Source organism: Vibrio sp. 1727 (genome assembly GCF_033344415.1).
In the GTDB taxonomy this organism is placed as follows: Bacteria; Pseudomonadota; Gammaproteobacteria; order Enterobacterales; family Vibrionaceae; genus Vibrio; species Vibrio alginolyticus.
This window is the reverse complement of the sequence record NZ_JAWPOT010000700.1, coordinates 1-509: the sequence shown is the minus strand read 5'-3', so window position 1 is coordinate 509 and position 509 is coordinate 1. Positions and strand designations below refer to the sequence as shown.

Genomic DNA, 509 nt, shown 5'->3' with positions numbered 1-509 from the left:
AATTCAGGTACATAAATATCTGGTGTTTGGTAACCAAGTTCACCGTCTTGAGCGGCAGAGCCTGGGTCTTGGCTGTATTGTGAGGCCAATTGAGCAAAGGTCGCTTCGCCAGCTTTGATGCGACGAACGAATTCATTTAACTGCTTTTTAGCGCCTTCATCACTAAGAATCACGGTTGGTTTGATCAGAATATGGCGAGCGTTAACTTCTGTCACCGCAACGGTTTCTAGACCCTTCACATCTTCAATTTTTAGGATGTGGAAACCAACGCCACTACGGAATGGACCAATGATGCTGCCTTTGTTCTGCATCTTGATTTGATCAGCAAAGATGGTTGGCATTTCTTCTTTACGCATCCAACCCCAATCACCACCTTGGAGAGCTTTCGGACCTTTAGAGTAGGTGTAAGCCATTTCGGTGAAGTCTGCGCCGTCATTGAGTTTTTTAACCAGGGCTTTCGCTTGTGCTTCTACTTCTGATTTATCTTGACCGTCGGTGAAACGCAGTTG

Annotated in this window: 1 protein-coding gene; it reads right to left on the bottom strand. The window is 45.8% G+C overall.

The window, feature by feature from the left end; translation table 11 throughout:
• Positions 1-509: peptidylprolyl isomerase (locus R8O10_RS27700; protein WP_318192292.1), on the bottom strand; the 509-nt coding region annotated here is incomplete at both ends.